The sequence below is a fragment of the Xylanibacter caecicola genome (assembly GCF_013166515.1).
GTDB classification, from domain to species: Bacteria; Bacteroidota; Bacteroidia; order Bacteroidales; family Bacteroidaceae; genus Prevotella; species Prevotella caecicola.
Genome location: NZ_JABKKJ010000001.1, coordinates 369,597 through 388,748, shown reverse-complemented (window position 1 = coordinate 388,748; position 19,152 = coordinate 369,597). Strand labels below are relative to the sequence as shown.

The window sequence follows — 19,152 nt, the reverse complement described above, 5'->3', positions numbered from 1 at the left end:
AAATAAAACGAAATGAGTAAAAAGAAAGACAAGAAAAAGCAGAGTATTACCGTGCACGGGTACTGCTTTAAGTGCGACGTGCGCGAGTTCTACAAGCCCGTAAGTGGTGGCGACCCGATACGCGAGGCATTGGACAGGCTGGCGGGCTTAAAAAAGCTGCGCGAACAGAACGCCCCAAAGTGTTACATAAGTGGAGCCATAGCCCACCACGACCTTGTGGAGCGCATGGACACGTTCGACAGAGCAGCCGCAGTGCTGGAAAAGGCAGGCTATGAGCCTGTAAACCCGTTTCACAACGGTGTGCCGCAGTCAGAGCATTGGACAAAGCACATGCGCAGGGACATAGGTCTGCTGGTGCGCTGCGACTATATTTACATGCTGAAAGGCTGGGAGCTGTCGAAAGGCGCGAAGCTGGAGCTCGACGTGGCCAGCTCATGCGGCATAAAGGTGCTATTTGAACATTAACCCATAAAAACAAAAAGACAATGAAAAAGAATGTATTAAACTATCTGAAGGTGGCAGTTCGTCTGCCGTTGGCCGTTTTAGGCGGCCTGCTGAAAATCACAGCCGTGGTGTTCCAGGTTCTGTCGTTCCTGGTACATGGCGACACCGAGGGCGCAAAGACTTGCACCGACACGTTAAAGAGAATATAAACACCTATTAAAACCCCGTTAAACATGGACGAAAACAAAACAACGACTGTCGAAATGACAGCAGAGGAACAGGCACAGTTTGCAGCGTTCAAAGAGGAACAGGAAAAGAAAGCCCGCCAGCAGAGGCGCAAGGAAAACCGCGAAATGTACGCGCAGCTTGTGGACGAGCAGGTGGCTTTGGCCATTCCAGAGCTGCAAAGCCTGTCTGAACAGATTAAGGCCGTAAAAAATACGGTGTTCGGCAATTTCCGCACGGTTCTGGACATGAAGGCCGACGTTATGAGCCTGACCAAGCAGAGCGGCCAGCACAGCCACACGTTTACCACCAGCGACGGAAACATGCGCATAACTTTGGGCAGTAACACCATAGACGCATACCGCGACACAGTGGAGGACGGCATCGAAATGGTGCGCAACTACATAGAGAGCCTGGCAAAGGACGAGAACAGCCGCACGTTGGTGAACGCTGTAATGCGTCTGCTGGCACGCGACCAGAAAGGCACGCTAAAGGCCAGCCGTGTGCTCCAGCTGCGCAAAATGGCCGACGACAGCGGCGACGAGACATTCCAGGAGGGTGTGCGTATCATCGAGGAAAGCTACCAGCCTGCCGAAACAAAGCAGTACATTCGCGCCGAGTACAAGGACGAGAAAGGCTGGCACATTATCCCGCTTTCAGTAACAGACGCATAGGCCATGAAAGCGGCCATAAAAAAAGCACGGCCCCCGTAAGCCGTAGCCCTGGAAACCGCGCACCCGATGTGTTATAAAGGACGCTGCAAAAGTACAAAAAAATCGGGAAATGGGCAAATTTCGGCATTACAAAAGCACGTATGACCGTGTAAAATTGATTAAGGCGTTGACCGAGCAGCACTATGAGCCTGGGAATAACGCAAAATGCTACAAGGCGGTGTGGAAAAAGTATATTTACCCCATTTACCCGATGTGTTATAGAACGTACTTAAATTATCTGAATATACCACCAGAACCACCCGCCCCACCACAATCGCAGCAACCCGACCTTTTCGGCGGTCTGCTGGAGTTTTAGGCAAAAGCCCGTCAGCATTACAGAGCTGGCGGGCTTTTCTCATTTCAGGCGTAGTGTGTCTATGGGGTGCAGCTGTGCCGTTCTGGCTCCAGCAGTGAACTGCGCACGGGTAACGTAGCGTTCAATGCTTTCTATTAGTTCGGCGTGGTTGTGGTTGGTGGCCGAGGTGGTCAGCATAAAGGTGCTGAAATTGTCGCCCGCCAGCGTCGCCATGGCCGCGTGCACCTGGTCTATCAGGTCGAAATAGTCCAGAGCCGCCTCGAGGCGTTTGTCGTCTATGCCAGCGGTGTAGTTTTTCGTGCGTGTAATGATGTGGAGCCGCACGGGCACGTCGGCCATGCAGACGCGGTTAGCGCACTGCCGCACGTCGTACTGTTCAAACTCAATAAAGACCGAGGGCACAGGCCACGCCGTAGTGCTTTTGATTTCGGCGAGGTGCTCATTCCACAGGTCGATAAACTTAATGCCTGGCACCTGTTCTTTAATGCGCTGGGCAATCGCTAAAAATAGTTTCTTTCTCATTTTTTCAGTGTTTTTATTAGTTCCTGGTTGTATTGCTCCAAGTTGTCGTCGATAACATTCTGTATAATGCGCTGCGTCTCTTTGCCGTCGCCGACAAACTGACGCTGTGGCACCTTAACGGCACGGGTGTGCTGCTTTACGGTGTACGTCTTACCCTTTTTACTCTTTCGGGTGTGCTGTCGCACCGTTACCGAGCCTTTGCCGCCCTCATTGTGCAGGGTGGCATAGGGCTGGTTGGAGGTGAACTTAACCCCGTCGGGCGTTTCCTTTGCCTGTATGGACTTACGGAGGCTGCCCGTAACGACCAGCAGCGAGCCGAGGGCGTTTGGGTTCCTGCGCTTTTTCCACTTTTCGGTAAAAAAGGCTTTGCGGTTGAAATTCTTGTCAAATTCCTCTGCAAGGTCTACCCGCATGTCGCTAATTATGTCTTTTTTGAGCTGTTCGGGGGTTCTCATTGTTATTTTTTACGATTTATTTGTCTACATATCAGGAATAATTTGTAATTTTGCGGCATGAAGAAGCAAACTATACCAAAACAAATTCAGGAAGCCTTTGCATCAGAGGTGCAACGCTACGGCAACCACATTTACCATTTGGGTAAAGAGGCGGGGGTCGCTTACTACGGCTTTGCCTATCCTGACGATTTGGACATTTGCCTTCCCTCTGTCTATGGCTACGACGGCCATAGCGTCGTTATCACCGACAGCGCAGAGGTCGCGCGCCTCTTTTCTCTATTCGGTGTCGAATAAGTCCATATAACCTGCATTAAAAATTTTGTTATCTACGCGGAGCACGCCACGTTTTGGGTGTGGGTTTCCTGCGCCTTTCTTGCATAGTTCGTCTATGTCTCTTTTTGCCGCTGTTCCGTTATATTCCTGTGGCTCTATATATGCCAGCGTACCATCGGCGAAACGCTGTAAAATAGTAGCATGACCGCCGCGACCTTTCCAGCCTATTGTGAGAATATAAACGCCCTCCTCCTTTGTTACTTCCTCAAAGTATTCGTGATAGCGTTTTTCTGTCATGGTCTTATAGCCTTTTTTCTCTTTCCATTCATAGGTGTAGGCTGGCTTTGCAGGTGTACCGTCTGCATTTGTCCACATGTCGAAGCTGTGCCCATTCATAGCCCACTCGTTACGACTGCCTGAACGCTCCACGCAGCCCTTTGCCGTAACATTGAAGCCACGCAGGCGCAGTGCGTATGCAGGTGAACATGTGGCGCAATTTATACTATACCGCTCATCCCGTGACTTTTTATAGTCAGGGTTCAACTTGTAACGCTTACCTGCTTTATCGCGGTATGTGCCGTTGGGGTCTTCAATAAACTGCAAAACGTGTTTAGGGTTCGCGCTCTGTTTGTCTGCATCATCCAGGCTCATGGGTACACCTTTGCGTATTTTAGCCGCTTTTTCTATGTCTATGTAATTTTGCACAATGGCCTCCTTTTCCGCATCGGTCAGGCTGTCGGGCAGTTCTGCTTTATAACGGTCTTTTCTGACCTGTTCGCTTTCTTCCTGGACGACTTCCTGTACTACCTTTTTCGCCGCCGCTGGAGCCTTAAAATACGGGTGTTTCGGCGGAAACAGTTGCATTTCCTTACCAGCGTTAAAGCGGAAAATCTGCTGCTTTGCCGCCTCTGTGGCACTGTCGCCCAGCTCCATGGCCGCCTTTGGGTCGCTTTCGGTGTATTTGCCACGGCGTACCTGTACGGCGGTGCATCGGCAGCCCCAGCCATTCGGCGGGTAGTATTTAGACCAGAACGGGTCGGAAGGCGGCAGTGTTATGCCGTCCAGGGCTGCGTGGTCTTCGCGCACGCGGTTATCCTCTGCCGTGCGGTACTGCAACAGGTAGCGGTCGCCGTCGGCCTCTATACCCACCCATTTGGCTGCCATTTGGCTGGTGCTTATGGCGTGTTTATATTCGGCATACAGATAGGCTTTGTTATACTTGTTGTTGAGCTTTATCACGTCGGCCTGAAAATCGGCGTACTGCTTTATTTCGCCTTTGTCGTTCAGCAGCGACAGCCCTATTTCGCGCATGGCGTGGAACGTCTTAAAGCCTGAAAATATAAAGCTGTTTTCTTCCAGGGCATAGCGCAGCGTGTCGGGCACGTCGGTAGGCAGGTGCGTGTTTACGCCCCTGTTAATGGCTGCCGCCGTCTCGATCAAGAGTTTGCGCGCCGCAGGGTCTTTAACCTGGTTTATGTCGAAGCCGCCAGCCTTATAGATAAGGTCGGCCACAGCATCGAAGACAGACGGGGCAAGGCTGGGCGCGTCGTCATCGGCGGCCAGCTGGAGCGTGTCGTCCTCATAAAGCATATTTACTGCTGCATGGAAAGCCCCGTATTTTTCGCGCAGGTCAGCAGCGTGCGCGGGGCTTACCCGAAAAAAGCGTCGGGCTGTGTCTTTTTTTCACGCACGCCTGTGATAGGCACGTTGTATTTGTCTGTGAAATACTGCGGGTCTATTTCGTAATACTCCAGAAGCACGCGCTCCATTTCGCGCTGTTCTGACGGTGTAAAGGCCGCCGCGTCGTCCCACTCAAAGCGCAGGCCGCCGACAGGGAAGCCGTGCGCCTGCATGAACGGCAGCAGGTGGTCGTTCACATTGTTAGACAGCATTTTTTTGTCGGCCTCTATGACATTCTCGAACACGTCCAGGTGCGTTTCAGACTGTGAAAGCGAGCTGCCCGCGTCTATGGTCATGGTCTGGTTAAGTATGCCCTTTGAAATTTCGCTGTTACATCTGTCCACGCGCTTGTCATAGACGTTGTAAGCGTCGCCCCTGCTGCTTTCCTTTATGTCTATTTCGGTGCCGTCAGGGAACAGACCCCAAAACGCGCTGCCCATGTTTTCGAGGGCACTTTCAATTTTGGCACGTTCCGCGTCGTCTGTGGTGGTGGCCTTTGCTATACGCATAGGCGCGCCGAAAATTTCGCCGAACATGTCCCAGAAACCTAGCATATTTTTTTTGCTTATGCACTGCGGGGCGCATTTCAGCAGCAGGCCGAGGTCGTAGGGTTTGCCTATCTCCAGGCACCAGCTGGCCAGCTCACCCTCGCGGTAGCTTATGCCGCTGCGCCAATCGTCGCCCGTGTTCCGCAGCAGCATACCATGCTCCTGGCACACATGCTTACGTGGCACCAGCTCCACGCCCTCAAAGCTCAACCCGTCCGAGGTCTTCACAATGTCGCCAAACTGCACAAGGCTGTGCCCCCAGAAACGGGAGTCCAGAGCCAGGGAGCAGTAGTCGTTAAACCATTCGCGCTCAAACATAGCCGTGGCCTTTTCCACCTCTTTGCCGTCTGCGCCCACCATGCGGAACTTTTGTTTCATCACCATGCCTTTACGCTGGCCTATGCAGCCCTCAAGATGCAGGTCAATGAGGCAGTCGGTATAAATGTCGTAAAGGTTCTGCCGTTTGGGGTTGTCTATGTTTATGGCCATTTGCCAGGCCTGCCGCCACATGCCCACGTCCTTTTTTGTCAGGCTGTCGGTCTGTCGTATGAGTTCGGCGGTAAGGCGGCGACCCTCTTTGCTTTTGACAAATTCGGCAATGCGGTGCACCTCTGCACTGCTGTACGTCTGGCCGCCTGTAAAGATATTGCCTATTTTCTGTAAAATGTTCATTTAACGGGTGTTTAACGGTTTGTAAATTACCATGTGCAGCTGCCCACCTTATCCAGGCCAGAGCCGAAGCGCACGGGGTTGTGGCTGTCAGTGTCGCCGTCGTCGCTTATGTATCTGGGCAGGTCAGGCGTGGCCTTTGAGGCTTGCACGTCTTTGAGCCATTTAATGCTGTCCTCATACATCTGGTCGCGTCTTTCGCTGCCCATGTCTCCAGGCAGACGGTGTACAAGTATATACAGCGCAATGTTTACGGCGCAGTCCACCAGCATGGCGTTACGGCAGTCGCCTTTCTGGGCAAACGCCTTTTTCATGTCGTAGCGGTCGCGGGTGTAGCTGCTTATTTTCTCCATGGCGGCCTTTTCGGCCTGCTTTCGTATGTCGGTGTGTGCCTGGAGCTGTTCAAACTCGAAATCGTCGCACACGGACTTGTAGTCCTCATCTGTAAGAAACATTTGCTTTACTTTTTAATGGGTTGCGGGTCTGCCACATAAAGGGCTATTTCGCGGGCTTTCTCTGCCGTGAAGCCCTTTGCAAAGCGGTGGCACCGTATGAGCTTTTTAACGCCCTGCATCGACACGACAACGGGCTTTCCGTTCTGTACCAGCACCAGGAAACGACGGCGCAGGAGGTTAGCATCTTTCTGCGCCTTTTTTATGGCGCGTTTTCTGCGCCACTCAAATACGGTGGCGCGCACAAGTTTTTTAATAAAAGTTACCATGTTACATTTTTTGCGTTTCGCCGCTTTCCGAAAGACGGCGTGAAGTTTGTAATTTTAGAGTGTTTTTGCAGTATGCTAATAGCCGACTCGTCAGCGTCTGGCGCATCATCGTGGCCGCGCATACCCTTTTGGAATGCCAGCGTCTGGTCAAGGCCGCGCAGCATGTCGGGGTCGTCCTTTTGGCTCTCGTCGTAAAAGACAAAGCCGCGCTCCCACAGCGGTGCGGAGGCCTCAATACGCTGGAACTTGTCGGGCTTTTTGCGTTTGTCGCCAATAATAGGCAGCTGGTAGCCGCGCAGGTCGCCCTCCTTTGTAAAGTCGTCCATTAACATGTCCTGCATGAAGTTGGCCTCCATGTAGAACTTTATGGCCACGCCTGTGGCCTGTGCCCATTCGTAGAGGTCGTAACACCAGCGCACCATTTCGGCCACGGTAGCCTGCCGCACGAAAGCGCGCAGGTGCCACAGCTGGCCGCCTTTGACCTTACCCCAGAGCTTTGCGGCTTTGTAGTCGTTCTTTGTTGAGCCTTTCCATGAGGGGTCGATATACAGGACTATTTCCTCAAACTGTCGCCACTGTGGCCGTTTTGCCCACCTTATCCATTCCTGGCGGAACACGGCACCCTCGACAATCGGGTTGTTCATGTACTCTTTTTGAAATGAGCGGTACCCCTGGAAGTCCTCAATGGCCTGCACCTCTGCGCGTGTCCATTTGGCCGCCCATGAGACGTTGCCGTTCTCGTCCAATATATTGACCTGCGACACGCGCACGCCTTTGGTCTCTGAAATCTTTTGCAGTACGCTGTTTTTGGCTATGAGGTTGCCGACCATGATAAAGCGGCCACGGCCACCGTCCAGGGCACCGAACAAAGCCTCCTTTACCCAATCGGTAAGCCTCTGCACGCGGCTGGGGTTTTCGCACAGCTCGTCGTCGTCCAGGTCGTCTATGACAATGTAGTCAGGGCGGTGGCTGCGGTATCGCAGACCACGGGGCGACTGACCACGGCCACGGGCAAAAAAGGCCGTGCCGTCCTTTGTAACAAATTCGCCCTCCTCCCATGAACCGCTGTTGTACTGTTCGCCGAAATCGTTAATATAACGCTGGTTGTACTGAAGCTCTGCCTGCACGTCAGCCAGCAGGGTATTTGCGTTGTCTTCACTCTTACCCACCAGCACCATGACGTTAATTTCGCGCTGTTCCTGACACTTTAGCCACAGGGGGATAAATATGTCCAGGTGTGTGGACTTTGCCGCGCCACGGTGCCATTTATAGACCGCCCGCAGGTTCCTGTTTGCCTTTACCTCTTTGGCCGCCTTAATGTGGAAAGGCGCGCATGGTGTTTGCGCGCCTGTCTGCGAGTTCTGGGTGTAATGGGGAAAATAGTAATCGACAAACGCGGAATAATCGGCACGCACACGCTTAATGCGCTGCTCCCGCTGGGCGTTTGTTTCGCCGCGCCCTATCATGGTGGCCGTCTGCACATCAGCACAGTGCTGTTTCCACAGTTCGAGTGCCTCTTTTCTTGTCAGTTTGTCGTAATTTGGCATGTTACTTTATAAGTTTGTTTTGCATCAGGTAGTCGATATATTGGTTGTGGTATCTGTTTATGGTTTTGAGCAGTTCGGGTGTTATCTCATCATCAAACTGCGCCTGGAACTGTAACCACTTACTAAAGGCCATAAAGACCTCGATAACGTCCACTATGCTGGTGTGTTTGTCCAGCTTTTCAATGGTGGCCGAGAATTTGGCCAGCTTGTCGCCCAGGCCGTTTATGGCCGTCGGGTCTTCGCTGTTGTTTACGCTCTCAAGCATTTTGTCAATGGTGCGCAGCAGCTTGTTTACAAGTTCGGGGCGTGTGATATTCTGCGCCGCCCGCTGTTCCTGCCAGCCCTCACCGTTCACCCACTTTGTAATGGTCTGCGCGCTTATGCCTGTCTTTTCGGCTATGACCTTTTGGCTGTCTCCCTGCATAAACAGAATGCGGGCGTAGTCTTTCTTTTCCTCACGTTCTTTTTTAGTTGCCATTCATAACTTTTTAATGTGTTAGGGCAGCATATGGAAAATACCAAACGCTGCGGGGTTAATACTGTTAAAACTGCTGCAAAATTCCGCATTATTATTGGGAGTAAAAAAAAGTGTGTCAAGTCTTTACACTCTTTTTGCGGGGGCAGAAAAAAGCCCGCAAATTTGCACAGAAAAACCTAACCACATCGCGGCGTAGAGCAGTGGTAGCTCGGGAGGTTCATTCCCTCCAGGTCGCAGGTTCGAGTCCTGCCGCCGCAACAACCCAGAGTAGAAAAATGACGCTGACGGCACAGGCTGGCAGTCCACGCAAAAGAGTGCTTAAACGGGTTTAGCACCAGGGCTGCCGCCTACCGTCTTTTTAAGACCTACGCAATGAAATGGCAAAAGAAATGATTATCAGCACCAGCCGCCTGAACAGTTACGGCAGCCGTGTGATTACAGCGGGCATCGACATTTCGCAGTACTCAAAAAATCCCGTGCTGCTGTGGATGCACCGTAGGAGTTTTAGCAATGGCACCCCGCTGCCTATCGGCAGGGTGGAAAACTTGCATTTTGACGGGGACGCGCTGAAAGGCACGCCCGTGTTTGACGTGAACGACCCATTCGCCAAACAGATAGCCGACAAGTGGGAGGGCGGGTTCCTGAAAATGTGCAGCGCAGGGCTGGACATCGTGGAGACCAGCGTCGACCCCGTGCACCTGCTGCCTGGCCAGACGCGTGCCACTGTGCTGCGCTCCAAACTTACCGAGGTCAGCATTGTGGACATCGGCAGCAATGACGACGCTTTGCAGCTGTCAAACAGCGGCCAGCTGCTGACGCTGGCGGCGGGTGAGGCGTGCGAGGCTCTGCCCCTGCTGGAGCTGTCCAAGACCGACGGGCAGGACGACACGACAGACGACAAAGGAAAGGCCAAGGGCGGCAAGCCTGCGGCAAGTATTAACAATAACAATAATAAACGCATGAAGAAAGAAACCTTACAGTTGCTCGGTCTGGCCGAAGAGGCGACCGAGGAGCAGGTACACAGTGCTGTGCAGCTGCTCAAACAGAGTGCCGACAAGGCGCAGAGCATGGAGCTGGCCGCTATCACTGCGGCGGTTGACCAGGCAGTCAAGGACAAACGTATTACGGAAGCCAAGCGCGACCACTTTATCCAGCTGGGTAAAAATGTAGGCGTGCAGCAGCTTAATGAAACGCTGGAGTGCATGTCGCCCGCCAGCAAGCCGCTGGACATGATTAACCAGCAGCCTGGCAGCAACGGTGCGCCCGCTGGTGCGGAGCATCAGACCTTTGCCAAACTGTCCGAGGTGCCCGCCGACAAAATCGAGAGCCTGAAAAAGGAGCAGCCCCAGGAGTATGCCCGCCTGTATAAGGCAGAGTATGGCATCGACCTGCCCCGCTAACCGTAGTTAAACAACCATTTAACAAGTTATAAACAATGAAAGCAATTACAAAAATTTTCAGCTGTCTGCTTATGATGCTGGTAGGCATCGGAGTAAACAGCGCAATGGGAGCCACAATTTCCTGTGCCGTAGGCGGCACCCCTGTGGTGGGTGCACTTGCAGCCAACGGCGTGGCTTTGCTGGCAGGCGGCTTTATGCCTGCAAACGCCCTCCATGCAGGTGTACTTACTGAAATCTGGACAGGCGAAATGATTAAGGCGTTCCGCACCGCGCCCGAGTCTCTGGGCTGGTACGACCGCATCCGCTCTTATGACCAGTATGTGGAAAATGACGTTATCCACTTTACCGAAATCGGCGGCGACCCTAAAGTGCTGGTAAATAACACCACCTACCCGCTGAACATCACATCGCTGGACGACGCGGACAAGCCTGTGAGCCTGGACAAGTTCGACACCGAGGCCACCCCCGTAACAGACGACGAGCTCCACGCTGTCAGCTATGACAAAATGGCCAGCGTGCAGGAACGCCACCGCGAAGCTCTGAAAGAGAAGAAACGCGAAAAGGCCATACATGCCATCGCTCCAGACAAGGCCGAAGCTGGTAAGACCATAGTCCTGCGCACCACAGGAGAGAAAGACGCTGCCACCCTGCGCAAGCGCATGGTGCCTGCTGACCTCATCGCATTAAAGGCCGCATTTGACAATATGGGCACACCTGCAAAAGACCGTATTTTGGTGCTTTGCAGCGACCACGCAAATGACCTGCTCCTTGTCGATCAGAAATTCCGCGAACAGTACAACATCAACCAGACAGAGGGTAAGATTGCCCGCCTTTACGGTTTTGACATCTACGAGTATAACGGCACACCGTTCTACACCAGCGCAGGCAATAAAAAAGCCTTTGGCACCACGGCAGCCGCTACCGACCGCCAGGCCTCTGTGGCTTTCTATTGCCCTGGTATGATGAAAGCGAACGGCAGTGTGAAAATGTATTACAGCGAAGCAGAGAAAGACCCGCTTTACCACCGCAATTTGGTGAACTTCCGCAACTGGGGTATCTGTCTGCCTCTTAAAGCCGACAAGACCCGCGCGGCAATCGTCAGCACGGTAGAAACTGCCTAAAGATGAAACAGGAACTTAAATATCTGGTACTTCACTGCACTGCCACCCCCGAGGGGCGCGACGTGTCGGCGGCTGAAATACGCCGCTGGCACACGTCGCCCGTCTCTGCGGGCGGCAGAGGCTGGAAACAGGTAGGATATACAGACCTGGTGCACCTCAATGGCAGCGTGGAGCGTCTGGTCGCCAACAACGAGGACGCATGGGTAGACCCCTGGGAAATCACCAACGGCGCAAAAGGCTACAACAGCATAAGCAGGCATATAGTCTATGCTGGCGGTGTGGCAGCAGACGGAAAGACCCCCAAGGACACCCGCACCGCAGCCCAGAAGGCAGCCCTGGAAAAGTATGTTAAAGACTTCCACACCGCGCACCCGAAAGTAAAAATTATCGGCCATAATCAGGTAGCCGCAAAAGCCTGCCCGTCTTTCGACGTGTCAGCCTGGCTGCGTGAAATCGGCATAAATCAGTAATAACCCATTAACCCCCTGAATGAGCAGCATAACGACAATTATACTCGCAATTATCGGCAGCAGCACCATAAGCGCGTCCCTGGGCGCGTGGTTAGGCTCCATATTGACCCGCGACAAGTACAAGGCTGAAATCGACGCACTGCGCGCCGAGGTGGCCGCCAAAATGTCAGCTGTGGAAAATTCGGAGCTGGACAACGTACGCAAAGCCAATCAAATGCTTGTGGAGACTGTCGTTGAGCCGCTCCAAAAGGAAATAACAAGCCTACGCCGCAATGTTGATAAATTCCGCAAAGCTATTGAAAAAATCCCTGGCTGTCCTCATGCTAACGAGTGCCCTGTATCTCGTCAGCTGTGGGACGACGAAGGTAACGACGACAACCGCCAGGGCGCAGTATGACCGCGCCGCTGAAAGCGTCGCCGACAGCATCGGAGCTGAAACAACCGCGACGCAGACACGAATAAAGGCGCAGGTCGATAGTCTGTTGCAGGCTGCCTTACAGCAGACATTTGACCAAGAGAGTGAGGCCAGCGTTGAACAGACCCTGCACCTTTTACTATTCGATACGACACAGCCAGCCGACACGGCCACAGGGCTGCCGCCTGTCAAAGCAGCTTTAACGCAGACCACAGCGACCAAGCGAAAGGACACGACCAGAAGCACGGCGCAGGCCGACATTAAAGCGGAGCTGACCAAGGAACAGACCGACAGCACGCAGACTGTTACCGACCGCACGGCACACGTGCAGACGGAACAGCAGACGACCGAGGCCGCCAGGACCGACACCACGGACAACGTAAAGACCCAGCGCAGCAGCTGGAAAGCCTGGGCGGTCATTATCCTGGCACTACTGCTTGCAGCAGCGGGCTGCGTCTTTTGTCTGCGTAGATATTACAAACATTAAAAACAAAGAAAATGAACTCTTTAGAAATCAAAAGACAGAACGGCAACGTCCCCAAAAGTCTGCCAGGCCAAGACCATGTGTCAGGCATGATTTTCTACGTAAACGAAGCCGACATCCCCGAAGACTTCAAAGCCGAAGCCGTGCAGGCCGTCAGCACCATAGACGCAGCCGAAGCGTTGGGTATCACGTCAGACGCAACGTCCTGGGCTGCCCGTGTCATGCACTACCAGCTGTCCGAGGTGTTCCGCATTAACAACGGCATAACGCTGTATGTGGGTATTTTCACGAAGCCCGCCGCGCACACCTTTGCAGAGCTGGCCACCGTGCAGAACTACGCCGACGGCGCAATCCGTCAGTTCGGCATTTGGGACGGCCTTACAGAGCTGACAAAGGAGAACGTCACCCTGCTGCAATCGCAGGCCGACGCTTTAGACCTCAATAACGCCCCTGTATCGGTGGGCTACGCACCGAGCCTCAAAGGGGGCTACCAGGCACTCCCTACCGACATAGCAGGAGCCGCCCCGCGTGTGTCCGTTATCATCGCCCAGCCAGGCGGTACCAACGACACGGGCGCGCTGCTTTTCGCGGAGGCTACCAACAAGACGACCAAGAACGCCGTCAGCTGCATAGGCGTGTGGCTGGGGCATGTGTCTGCGGCGGCAGTTCACGAAAGCATTTCATGGGTTAAGAAATTCCCGTCTGGCATTTCCCTGCCCGCCTTTAGTGACGGCACCCTGGTGCGTTCAGTGGACAAGGCATGGCTGGAGAAATTGGACACAGCGCGCTATTTGTTCCTGACCCCCATTGTGGGCGTGTCGGGCAGCTATTGGAACGACAGCCATAACATGGACGCGGCCATTAGCGACTACAACGCCATAGAGCTGGTGCGCACCATGGACAAGGCGTGCCGTGGCATACGCACTTACTTGACCCCAGAGCTGGGCGGTAACGTGTATATAGACGCAAACACGGGCAAGCTCCAGAGCTACACCGTGGCTTATCTGGAGACCGTGGCCAACAAAGCCCTCGAGGACATGGAGAAAGCAGGCGAGCTTTCAGGCTATGAGGCTAAAATCGACCCTGAGCAGGACGTTTTGAGCACCAGCACCGTAGAGGTGGTAATCAAGAACGTGCCCGTGGGTGTTATCCGCAAAATGAAAGTAAAAATCGGTTACGTAAAATCACTGTAATATGGTAGGAAACAACGGCGTGCCATTCATCAATGGCAAATTATATGATTGGGCAGACATCGTGCTCGTCATAGCAGGTGTGCCCGTTACAGGCATTACGGGCATCGAATACAAGGACGATCAGGACATCGTAACAAAGTACGGCGCAGGCCGCTACCCTGTCGGCTACGCGAAGGGGCGCATTACTGCGACGGGCAAAATTACACTGTACCAGGAAGAGGTCGAGGCAATCCAGCGGCAGAGCCTTACGGGCAGGCTTCAAGACATCGCGCCTTTTGACATCATCGTCAACTATCTGCCCGACACGGGCATCGTATCAACCGACAAGCTGCGCAATGTCATTTTCAAGAACAACGGGCGCGGCTGGAAAGAGGGCGACACAGGCCAGGAGGTGGAAATCGACCTCGTAATGTCGCATATCGAGTGGAACAAATAAGCGCGGGTGGTGGGCGGCCATAGTGCCGACCCACCGCCAACGTAAAGCAGTTTTAAGACACATTAAAAACCCATTAAAGACCCATTAAAATGAATACAGACACCAAGGCTGCACAGGCAGAAAAGCACACCTACGACGGAGGTGTAACACAGGAAACCATTAACAAGTGGAAAGCCCAGCACAGAAAGGTTACGCGCATCGACGTAGAGGACGACGGCGACCTGCATGTGGGCTATTTCAAACGTCCGAGCATGGAGACCATGGCGGCGGTCAATAAGCTGGCAAAATCAGACGAAATGCGAAGCGCGCAGACGCTCTTCGACGGTTGCTGGTTGGGCGGCAGTGAAGACCTGCGCCATGACGCTGTGCTCTTTACTGCATGTATGGGGCAGCTCAATGTGGCGTTTGCCTCTGTATCTGCAAGCCTAAAAAACTTGTAGAGGCGCACCAGCTCAACGCACAGGACGACGTGGAGGACAAACCCGAGGACGGCTTTCTGAAAGCCTGCGCCCTCATCAGGTCAAACCTGCACATCGACCCGACCGCTGGGAGTGCCGAGGACTTCGCAGCATATTATGCGCAGGCCGTATGGCTGGAAAATTGGAGGCTGAAACGGCAGGCCGAAATGATAGCCGCACTTTTTACACCAAAAGACAAATAAACAAGTAACACAGCAACCATGCAGGCGTTTAATTATCAGTTTAACGTAAACGGCGACTTTACTTCCAAAATGTCGCAAATGAACGAGGCGGTCGGCGAGTTTTCCGCAAAGGTGGAGAACGCGCAGGGCTGGGTCGTGAGCATGGCGCAGAAAATGGCGGCCTTTGAGCTGGCCAGCGGCTACGTGGAACGCCTGGCGAGCACCTTTGAGGGGCTGGCAAGCAGCGGCGTAAAGCTGGACAGCCAAATGCACGACCTTTCAGCTGTGGCAGGTGTTACAGGCGACTCGCTCAAAGAAATAGAGGGCTACGCCCGCCAGAGTGCAAAAGCCTTTGGCACGGACGCGTCCGTGGCCGTGGAGGGCTACAAACTGCTGCTGTCGCAGCTGACCCCAGAGCTGGGCAAATGCCCCGAAGCTCTGCAAGCCATGGGCAACAGCATACAGATAACAAGCAAACTTATGGGCGGCGACGGCGTGGCCGCCGCGCAGGTGCTGACCACCGCCATGAACCAATACGGCGTAAGCCTGGACGACCCCATAGCAGCCAGCAAGACCATGGCCGACATGATGAACACCATGGCCGCCGCTGGTCAGGCTGGTAGTGCTGAGCTGCCCGCAATCAAGGCCGCCCTGGAGCAGTGCGGTATGGCCGCCAAGGCTGCCAACGTCAGCTTTGAAGAAACGAACGCGGCCATCCAGGTGCTGGACAAAGCGGGCAAAAAAGGCAGTGAGGGCGGTGTGGCTCTGCGCAACACCATGGCTATACTGTCGCAAGGCAGATTTTTGCCGAAAGACACCCGCGAGGAGCTGGAGGCTGCGGGCATCGACGTGCTGGCTTTAGGCGACAAGAACAAGACCCTGAAGGAACGCCTGGAAATGCTCAAGCCCGTGCTTAATGACAGCGCGCTATTTAGCAAGCTGTTCGGCATGGAGAACGCCAACGCCGCCCGCGCCCTGGTGCAGGGCACCGACCAGCTGGCAGCCTTTACCGAGCAGGTAACGGGCACCAGCAGCGCGGAGGAACAGGCGGCCATTATCATGGACAGCTACGCCGAAAAGCAGGCGCGCATAAACCAGCAAATCGAGGACGTGAAAATTAGCCTTTTCCAGGCTACGGGCGGCGCGACCATGTGGGCGGGTGCCCTGTCTTCCGTTCTGGTGCCTGTGGCGCAGCTCATGCCCCTGTTTTCAGGTCTGGGCAGTCTTATGACCTGGATAAAGGGCATACAGTGGGCGAACATGTGGGGCAACATTCGCGGCTACATGTACGCCGCCCGCATACAGGCTGCCTTAATGAACAGGGAGCTTGTGACGGGTCAGTTTGTCAGCAACGGGTTTATGATAAACATCACCCGCGCCACGCTGGCAGTGCTGCGCTTTGCCACGGTGGGCATCTTTGAGGGGCTTAAAGCCCTGGGCGCGTTCCTGCTGTCATTGGTTACGACGGGCACCGCATCGACCACTTTTGCGGGCATAGCCTCTACGGCTTTCGGCGCGTTCAAAATGGCGGCAGTTACTGCCTGCCGTGCCGTAAGCGTGGCCATTATGAACATACCCATCATCGGCTGGATAGCTGCGGCCATAGCCGCGCTGGTGGCTGTGGGTGTGTACTTCTGGAACACGTCGGCCAAGTTCCGCGCTGTCCTGAAGGGAACGTGGGCATCATTTAAGGCCATGTTTACAGGCATCGCAGAGCTGGCCAAACAGGTGTTTGGAGCCATAGGCGACCTGCTGAAAGCGTGCTTTCATCTGGACGGGGCGGGCATCAGTGCAGCCCTGAACAAGTTAAAGGCGGGCTTTTCGGACTACGGCAAGCAGATAGGCTCCGCCTTTAAGACGGCCTACGACGAGGAAATGGCCGCCAGCGCAAAGGAGCAGGAGGTCAAAAAGAAAAAGGAGCAGAAGCCGACACAGGCGGCCATACCAGGCATCCCAGAAACGCCGCAGGTGCCGACCATACAAAGCCCGACAGCTGGAGCCACCGACGTAACGGGCGGCAAGACCAGCACCAAGAGCGCGGGCAGCACAGGTGCCGACAAGATAAGAAACATAACTGTGAATATCGAGCGGCTGGTGGATAAGTTCGAGGTGCACACGGCCACTTTAACCGAAAGCGCGGAAAGGGTTAAAGAGACTGTAACCGAGGTTTTGCTTTCCGCGCTTAACGACACGCAATTAGCATAATATGTTACCGCTTAATTTCAACTTTGTAAGCGTCGCAGCCATAGGCGCAGCGCATCAGCTCAAGGGCGCGCTGTACCGCTTTAAGCCTGCCCGTACCGCCGCCCCACCAAATTGGGACAACAACGGCGCGACCATGCAGGCCAAGGAGATAGCGGCACCCATGACCGACCCGTCTTTCTGGGCTGACCGTTACGCGCTCTGTACGCTCTATTTCCGCAAGGAGAACGGCGAACAGCTGGAGATGAACGACGCGGTCGTGTCAGTAAGCCGAAAAAAGAACATAGTAACCACCCAGCTGGTGGGCATGGACGGCACGGTAAAAGAGTATGTGAACGCAGACGACTACACCGTTAAAATTGCCGTGGGCGTGCAGGCCGTAAAGGACGGCGTATTTGTGGACGAGTACCCCACCGAGGGCATCAAGGAGCTGCGGGCGTTCTTTGACCTGAACGAGCCCATCCTGGTAAATTCTGCCTTTCTGGAGATTTTCGACATAGACAGGCTGGTAATAACCGACTTTGCAGTGGCGCAGGCCACGGAAAGCAACTACCAGCCCATTACGCTGTCGGCTCTGTCAGATACGGAATATAATGTTTACAGCACCGAGTATTAACACCTATTAAATGCCTGTTAAATGTACGTATTAAGCGCAAAAATAGAGATACAGGGCGACAAGTCGTGGCAGGTGCCTTTCGTGTCTTCGGTGGAAATCACCAGGGACACCGAGAAGCTCACGGACGAGTGCAAAGTAACCTTACCGAAACGCATAAAGTGGGACGGTGAGGCGCAAATCCCTGTGAAGCGCGGCGACAGCATCAAGGTGTGGACGGGCTACGGCGAGGACATGGAGCTGGCCTTTGCTGGGTATGTGCGCAGCGTGGGCATTAAAACGCCCATAGTGCTGACCTGCGAGGACGAAATGTTTAAGCTCAAACAAATGGCCTGCACCAAAAAGGCATATAAAAACGTGAACCTGGGAACGCTGCTGAAAGACCAGGGGCTCGAAAATGTTAAGGTGTTCGGTGAGCAGAACCTGGGGCAGTTCCGCGTTACGGACGACACGGTGGCCGCCCTGTTGGGCAGGCTCCAAGACAGTGGCATCCGCAGCTTTTACCGCTATGAGGACGGCACGCCCGTACTTTACTGCGGGGTGCTTTTCGAGCGCGACACACAGCCCAGCCAGGTGTTTGCCACGGGGGTGAACATCATAAGCGACAGCAGCCTCGAGCAGCAGCTGGCTGCAAACATACGCCTGTGCATTAAAGCCGTCAGCATCATGCCCGACAACAAAAAAATAAAAGTGGAGGTGGGCGACAAGGACGGCGAGAAGCGGACGATCCATACGTACAACAAGACGGAAAGCGAGCTAAAGGCATGGGCAGAGCAGGAAATAAAACGCCTAAAGGTGGACGGCCTTACAGGCAGCTTTACCACATTCGGCTACCGTCTGGTCGATAAGCTGGACGCTATCGGCATAAAGATAGACGGCAACAAAATGGGCGTATATCAAGTAAAGAAAAACGTAATAAAGTACGGCACGGGCGGCTATCGTCAGGAAATAACGCTCGGCCTAAGAGTAGCGAAATAATGAGCGGACTAAAACACATAATACGGCAGCTTGCCACCGAGGGAGAAAGTGCCAGCATCATGGTGGGCACTGTGTCCGCTGTGGACACGGAAGCCCGCACGGTGGACGTGGAGCCTATCAACGAGGACGCGCCTGTGCTGGGCGTGAACCTGCAAGCCAACCAGGCGGCGAAGCTGGGCGTGGTGCTTTTCCCCCGCGTCGGCAGCTATGTGGCTGTGGCCATGCTGTCGGGCTATTCCGCTGGCGTGGTGGTGCTGACCGAGGACGTGGAAAGCATCGAGGTGAACATCAACGACGGCACAAAGCTGACCATAACAGAGGGCGGCATCAGCCTGAACGTGAAAGACAGCATAACGCTGGACATCGACGACAGCTCGGCAGCTTTCAACGGCGGCAAGCTGGGCGGCCTTATCAACGTGGCCGACCTGACCAGCCACCTGAACACAATAGAAAAGGACATTAACAACCTTAAAACGGTCTTTTCCTCATGGGTGCCAGCACCGCAGGACGGTGGCGCAGCCCTCAAGGGTGCCGTATCATCGTGGGCGGGTCAGCAGCTGGCCTTATCCCAGCGCAGCGACTATGAGGACGACAAAGTAAAGCATTAAG

At 54.1% G+C, this 19,152-nt stretch carries 25 protein-coding genes and 1 tRNA gene; 18 read left to right on the top strand and 8 right to left on the bottom strand.

Features of this window, described 5'->3' with window-relative positions:
* Positions 1-12: 12 nt before the first annotated feature.
* Genes HPS54_RS01650 through HPS54_RS01640 form a run of 3 tightly spaced genes read left to right on the top strand, consistent with a single transcriptional unit; the run spans position 13 to position 1,343 of the window.
* On the top strand, positions 13-465 hold the full coding sequence (locus HPS54_RS01650; RefSeq protein WP_172324783.1) for a DUF4406 domain-containing protein: 453 nt from the start codon (positions 13-15) through the stop codon (positions 463-465).
* Positions 466-485: 20 nt separating this feature from the next.
* The gene (locus HPS54_RS01645) at positions 486-653 is read left to right on the top strand and encodes a hypothetical protein (protein ID WP_172324785.1); all 168 of its coding nucleotides are present in this window, start codon (positions 486-488) and stop codon (positions 651-653) included.
* A 24-nt stretch (positions 654-677) separates the two neighbouring features.
* Positions 678-1,343 carry a DUF3164 family protein gene (locus HPS54_RS01640; protein WP_172324787.1) on the top strand — a complete coding sequence of 222 codons (666 nt, stop codon included), beginning with the start codon at positions 678-680 and terminating at the stop codon, positions 1,341-1,343.
* Between the two features lie 394 nt (positions 1,344-1,737).
* Here HPS54_RS01640 and HPS54_RS01635 read toward each other — a convergent pair whose 3' ends face one another.
* Both HPS54_RS01635 and HPS54_RS01630 read right to left on the bottom strand, forming a co-directional pair.
* Positions 1,738-2,220 (bottom strand): hypothetical protein, encoded by a 483-nt coding sequence (locus HPS54_RS01635; protein ID WP_172324789.1) that lies wholly within the window; start codon positions 2,218-2,220, stop codon positions 1,738-1,740.
* Positions 2,217-2,675: a phage virion morphogenesis family protein gene (locus HPS54_RS01630; RefSeq protein ID WP_172324791.1), complete on the bottom strand. Its 459-nt coding sequence runs from the start codon at positions 2,673-2,675 to the stop codon at positions 2,217-2,219. The genes HPS54_RS01635 and HPS54_RS01630 overlap by 4 nt, the downstream gene beginning before the upstream one ends.
* A gap of 57 nt (positions 2,676-2,732) precedes the next feature.
* On the opposite strand from HPS54_RS01630, the gene HPS54_RS01625 reads away from it, so the two are divergent.
* Entirely contained in the window at positions 2,733-2,969 is a 237-nt protein-coding gene (locus HPS54_RS01625; RefSeq protein ID WP_172343720.1) for a hypothetical protein, read from the top strand.
* Here the strand turns inward: HPS54_RS01625 and HPS54_RS01620 are convergent.
* Genes HPS54_RS01620 through HPS54_RS01595 form a run of 6 tightly spaced genes read right to left on the bottom strand, consistent with a single transcriptional unit; the run spans position 2,952 to position 8,591 of the window.
* Positions 2,952-4,538: a phage minor head protein gene (locus tag HPS54_RS01620; RefSeq protein ID WP_172343719.1), complete on the bottom strand. Its 1,587-nt coding sequence runs from the start codon at positions 4,536-4,538 to the stop codon at positions 2,952-2,954. The genes HPS54_RS01625 and HPS54_RS01620 overlap by 18 nt on opposite strands.
* 59 nt (positions 4,539-4,597) lie before the next feature.
* Positions 4,598-5,848: a phage portal protein family protein gene (locus HPS54_RS01615; protein WP_172343718.1), complete on the bottom strand. Its 1,251-nt coding sequence runs from the start codon at positions 5,846-5,848 to the stop codon at positions 4,598-4,600.
* Between the two features lie 26 nt (positions 5,849-5,874).
* Positions 5,875-6,300 (bottom strand): phage protein Gp36 family protein, encoded by a 426-nt coding sequence (locus tag HPS54_RS01610; RefSeq protein WP_172324801.1) that lies wholly within the window; start codon positions 6,298-6,300, stop codon positions 5,875-5,877.
* Positions 6,301-6,305: 5 nt separating this feature from the next.
* The gene (locus HPS54_RS01605; protein ID WP_172324803.1) at positions 6,306-6,566 is read right to left on the bottom strand and encodes a hypothetical protein; all 261 of its coding nucleotides are present in this window, start codon (positions 6,564-6,566) and stop codon (positions 6,306-6,308) included.
* The gene (locus tag HPS54_RS01600) at positions 6,560-8,113 is read right to left on the bottom strand and encodes a hypothetical protein (protein WP_172324805.1); all 1,554 of its coding nucleotides are present in this window, start codon (positions 8,111-8,113) and stop codon (positions 6,560-6,562) included. The genes HPS54_RS01605 and HPS54_RS01600 overlap by 7 nt, the downstream gene beginning before the upstream one ends.
* Position 8,114: 1 nt before the next feature.
* Positions 8,115-8,591, bottom strand: coding sequence for a terminase gpP N-terminus-related DNA-binding protein (locus HPS54_RS01595; protein ID WP_172324807.1), 477 nt, complete (start codon positions 8,589-8,591; stop codon positions 8,115-8,117).
* A 186-nt stretch (positions 8,592-8,777) separates the two neighbouring features.
* On the opposite strand from HPS54_RS01595, the gene HPS54_RS01590 reads away from it, so the two are divergent.
* The 14 genes from HPS54_RS01590 (at position 8,778) to HPS54_RS01525 (ending at position 19,151) form a co-directional block, all read left to right on the top strand.
* A tRNA-Met gene (locus HPS54_RS01590) sits at positions 8,778-8,849 on the top strand.
* 119 nt (positions 8,850-8,968) lie between these two features.
* On the top strand, positions 8,969-9,991 hold the full coding sequence (locus tag HPS54_RS01585; RefSeq protein ID WP_172324809.1) for an HK97 family phage prohead protease: 1,023 nt from the start codon (positions 8,969-8,971) through the stop codon (positions 9,989-9,991).
* A 35-nt stretch (positions 9,992-10,026) separates the two neighbouring features.
* The gene (locus HPS54_RS01580; protein ID WP_172324811.1) at positions 10,027-11,112 is read left to right on the top strand and encodes a phage major capsid protein; all 1,086 of its coding nucleotides are present in this window, start codon (positions 10,027-10,029) and stop codon (positions 11,110-11,112) included.
* Positions 11,113-11,114: 2 nt separating this feature from the next.
* Positions 11,115-11,582: an N-acetylmuramoyl-L-alanine amidase gene (locus HPS54_RS01575; protein ID WP_172324813.1), complete on the top strand. Its 468-nt coding sequence runs from the start codon at positions 11,115-11,117 to the stop codon at positions 11,580-11,582.
* Between the two features lie 19 nt (positions 11,583-11,601).
* Positions 11,602-11,979 (top strand): hypothetical protein, encoded by a 378-nt coding sequence (locus HPS54_RS01570; RefSeq protein WP_172324815.1) that lies wholly within the window; start codon positions 11,602-11,604, stop codon positions 11,977-11,979.
* On the top strand, positions 11,903-12,484 hold the full coding sequence (locus HPS54_RS01565; protein WP_172324817.1) for a hypothetical protein: 582 nt from the start codon (positions 11,903-11,905) through the stop codon (positions 12,482-12,484). The genes HPS54_RS01570 and HPS54_RS01565 overlap by 77 nt, the downstream gene beginning before the upstream one ends.
* Before the next feature lie 11 nt (positions 12,485-12,495).
* Positions 12,496-13,674, top strand: a complete 1,179-nt coding sequence (locus HPS54_RS01560; protein ID WP_172324819.1) for a DUF2586 family protein — start codon at positions 12,496-12,498, stop codon at positions 13,672-13,674.
* A gap of 1 nt (position 13,675) precedes the next feature.
* Positions 13,676-14,110, top strand: a complete 435-nt coding sequence (locus HPS54_RS01555) for a hypothetical protein (protein ID WP_172324821.1) — start codon at positions 13,676-13,678, stop codon at positions 14,108-14,110.
* Positions 14,111-14,199: 89 nt separating this feature from the next.
* Positions 14,200-14,550: a hypothetical protein gene (locus tag HPS54_RS01550; RefSeq protein ID WP_172324823.1), complete on the top strand. Its 351-nt coding sequence runs from the start codon at positions 14,200-14,202 to the stop codon at positions 14,548-14,550.
* Between the two features lie 29 nt (positions 14,551-14,579).
* Positions 14,580-14,771: a hypothetical protein gene (locus HPS54_RS01545; RefSeq protein ID WP_172324825.1), complete on the top strand. Its 192-nt coding sequence runs from the start codon at positions 14,580-14,582 to the stop codon at positions 14,769-14,771.
* 18 nt (positions 14,772-14,789) lie between these two features.
* Complete coding sequence (locus tag HPS54_RS01540) at positions 14,790-16,955, top strand: phage tail tape measure protein (RefSeq protein ID WP_172324827.1); 2,166 nt, start codon at positions 14,790-14,792, stop codon at positions 16,953-16,955.
* 1 nt (position 16,956) lies between these two features.
* Positions 16,957-17,568 (top strand): DUF6046 domain-containing protein, encoded by a 612-nt coding sequence (locus HPS54_RS01535; RefSeq protein ID WP_172324829.1) that lies wholly within the window; start codon positions 16,957-16,959, stop codon positions 17,566-17,568.
* Positions 17,569-17,589: 21 nt separating this feature from the next.
* A complete protein-coding gene (locus tag HPS54_RS01530) occupies positions 17,590-18,543 on the top strand; it encodes a hypothetical protein (protein ID WP_172324831.1) in 954 nt (317 codons plus the stop codon).
* Positions 18,543-19,151 carry a hypothetical protein gene (locus HPS54_RS01525; protein WP_253947653.1) on the top strand — a complete coding sequence of 203 codons (609 nt, stop codon included), beginning with the start codon at positions 18,543-18,545 and terminating at the stop codon, positions 19,149-19,151. Before HPS54_RS01530 ends, HPS54_RS01525 begins: the two co-directional genes overlap by 1 nt.
* Position 19,152 lies beyond the last annotated feature (1 nt).

What these genes read in the sequence shown, in the direction of transcription:
- HPS54_RS01650 (WP_172324783.1), top strand. Translation starts at nt 13, where the DNA reads ATGAGTAAAAAGAAAGACAAGAAAAAGCAGAGTATTACCGTGCACGGG.
- HPS54_RS01645 (WP_172324785.1), top strand. Translation starts at nt 486, where the DNA reads ATGAAAAAGAATGTATTAAACTATCTGAAGGTGGCAGTTCGTCTGCCG.
- HPS54_RS01640 (WP_172324787.1), top strand. Translation starts at nt 678, where the DNA reads ATGGACGAAAACAAAACAACGACTGTCGAAATGACAGCAGAGGAACAG.
- HPS54_RS01635 (WP_172324789.1), bottom strand. Translation starts at nt 2,220, where the DNA reads ATGAGAAAGAAACTATTTTTAGCGATTGCCCAGCGCATTAAAGAACAG.
- HPS54_RS01630 (WP_172324791.1), bottom strand. Translation starts at nt 2,675, where the DNA reads ATGAGAACCCCCGAACAGCTCAAAAAAGACATAATTAGCGACATGCGG.
- HPS54_RS01625 (WP_172343720.1), top strand. Translation starts at nt 2,733, where the DNA reads ATGAAGAAGCAAACTATACCAAAACAAATTCAGGAAGCCTTTGCATCA.
- HPS54_RS01620 (WP_172343719.1), bottom strand. Translation starts at nt 4,538, where the DNA reads ATGCTTTATGAGGACGACACGCTCCAGCTGGCCGCCGATGACGACGCG.
- HPS54_RS01615 (WP_172343718.1), bottom strand. Translation starts at nt 5,848, where the DNA reads ATGAACATTTTACAGAAAATAGGCAATATCTTTACAGGCGGCCAGACG.
- HPS54_RS01610 (WP_172324801.1), bottom strand. Translation starts at nt 6,300, where the DNA reads ATGTTTCTTACAGATGAGGACTACAAGTCCGTGTGCGACGATTTCGAG.
- HPS54_RS01605 (WP_172324803.1), bottom strand. Translation starts at nt 6,566, where the DNA reads ATGGTAACTTTTATTAAAAAACTTGTGCGCGCCACCGTATTTGAGTGG.
- HPS54_RS01600 (WP_172324805.1), bottom strand. Translation starts at nt 8,113, where the DNA reads ATGCCAAATTACGACAAACTGACAAGAAAAGAGGCACTCGAACTGTGG.
- HPS54_RS01595 (WP_172324807.1), bottom strand. Translation starts at nt 8,591, where the DNA reads ATGGCAACTAAAAAAGAACGTGAGGAAAAGAAAGACTACGCCCGCATT.
- HPS54_RS01585 (WP_172324809.1), top strand. Translation starts at nt 8,969, where the DNA reads ATGGCAAAAGAAATGATTATCAGCACCAGCCGCCTGAACAGTTACGGC.
- HPS54_RS01580 (WP_172324811.1), top strand. Translation starts at nt 10,027, where the DNA reads ATGAAAGCAATTACAAAAATTTTCAGCTGTCTGCTTATGATGCTGGTA.
- HPS54_RS01575 (WP_172324813.1), top strand. Translation starts at nt 11,115, where the DNA reads ATGAAACAGGAACTTAAATATCTGGTACTTCACTGCACTGCCACCCCC.
- HPS54_RS01570 (WP_172324815.1), top strand. Translation starts at nt 11,602, where the DNA reads ATGAGCAGCATAACGACAATTATACTCGCAATTATCGGCAGCAGCACC.
- HPS54_RS01565 (WP_172324817.1), top strand. Translation starts at nt 11,903, where the DNA reads ATGCTAACGAGTGCCCTGTATCTCGTCAGCTGTGGGACGACGAAGGTA.
- HPS54_RS01560 (WP_172324819.1), top strand. Translation starts at nt 12,496, where the DNA reads ATGAACTCTTTAGAAATCAAAAGACAGAACGGCAACGTCCCCAAAAGT.
- HPS54_RS01555 (WP_172324821.1), top strand. Translation starts at nt 13,676, where the DNA reads ATGGTAGGAAACAACGGCGTGCCATTCATCAATGGCAAATTATATGAT.
- HPS54_RS01550 (WP_172324823.1), top strand. Translation starts at nt 14,200, where the DNA reads ATGAATACAGACACCAAGGCTGCACAGGCAGAAAAGCACACCTACGAC.
- HPS54_RS01540 (WP_172324827.1), top strand. Translation starts at nt 14,790, where the DNA reads ATGCAGGCGTTTAATTATCAGTTTAACGTAAACGGCGACTTTACTTCC.
- HPS54_RS01535 (WP_172324829.1), top strand. Translation starts at nt 16,957, where the DNA reads ATGTTACCGCTTAATTTCAACTTTGTAAGCGTCGCAGCCATAGGCGCA.
- HPS54_RS01530 (WP_172324831.1), top strand. Translation starts at nt 17,590, where the DNA reads ATGTACGTATTAAGCGCAAAAATAGAGATACAGGGCGACAAGTCGTGG.
- HPS54_RS01525 (WP_253947653.1), top strand. Translation starts at nt 18,543, where the DNA reads ATGAGCGGACTAAAACACATAATACGGCAGCTTGCCACCGAGGGAGAA.